The sequence below is a fragment of the Oleiphilus sp. HI0079 genome, from assembly GCF_001635105.1.
This window is the reverse complement of sequence record NZ_LWFT01000533.1, coordinates 1-911: the sequence shown is the minus strand read 5'-3', so window position 1 is coordinate 911 and position 911 is coordinate 1. Positions and strand designations below refer to the sequence as shown.

Annotated in this window: 1 protein-coding gene; it reads left to right on the top strand. The window is 46.2% G+C overall.

Annotation, left to right across the window (positions count from 1 at the left end):
• Nucleotides 1–911 (top strand): HAMP domain-containing sensor histidine kinase (locus tag A3750_RS07935; RefSeq protein WP_231871765.1); only part of this gene is annotated, 911 nt, incomplete at both ends.

The window sequence follows — 911 nt, the reverse complement described above, 5'->3', positions numbered from 1 at the left end:
GTCGATCTGGAACGGCAAAAATTGCGTGCTGAAGATGCAACCAAGGCGAAGAGTGAGTTTCTGGCCAACATGAGTCATGAGATTCGTACCCCTTTGAACGGTATCAATGGTATGGCGCAGATTCTCCAGCGCTCGGGCTTAAATAGCGATCAGCGTTCACAAATTGAAACGATTCTGACAAGCACCGGCAGCTTGACGCAGATTATTAACGACATACTCGATTTCTCGAAAATAGAGGCAGGAAAGATTGAAATTGAGCGTATGGATTTCAGCTTATTGGCGTTGATTGAGAGTGCCGTGGATCAAGTCACCATGCTCGCAAATAAATCCGAGAACCAGTTGGTTATTCAATACAGTTCTCGCCTACCTGAATACGTAAACAGTGACCCCAGCAGAATACGGCAAGTTATGCTGAATCTGCTATCGAACGCGAATAAGTTTACCAATGGTGGCGTTGTTGAGGTTCGTGCTGAAGTGATGGAGCGTATGGGTGATGCTTATTTTAAGATTTCGATAAAAGACAGTGGCATTGGAATTTCAGAAGACAAATTGGCATATATCTTTGAGGCGTTTTCGCAAGAAGATACATCTACAACACGCAAGTTCGGCGGCACAGGACTTGGTCTCACCATTTGTAAGCGACTCGCACAGCTGATGGGCGGCGATATTGCAGTGACGTCTACGCAAGGCAAGGGCAGCAGATTTAGTTTTTTCTTACCTTTAATCGAAGCCGATGTTCCCGAGAGCGAGGTGCGTTCAGGCCCTTTGCGACATATTAAGCCGATGATTTTTGATAACAATGAGGTCCGTCGTCGGGCCATGCGTAATCATCTGGAAAGTTGGGGGCTTGAAAGTGTTGTGTTTGAGGATGTGTCGGACTTTATGCTTGCCTTGCAGCAGTTAGTTGGAGA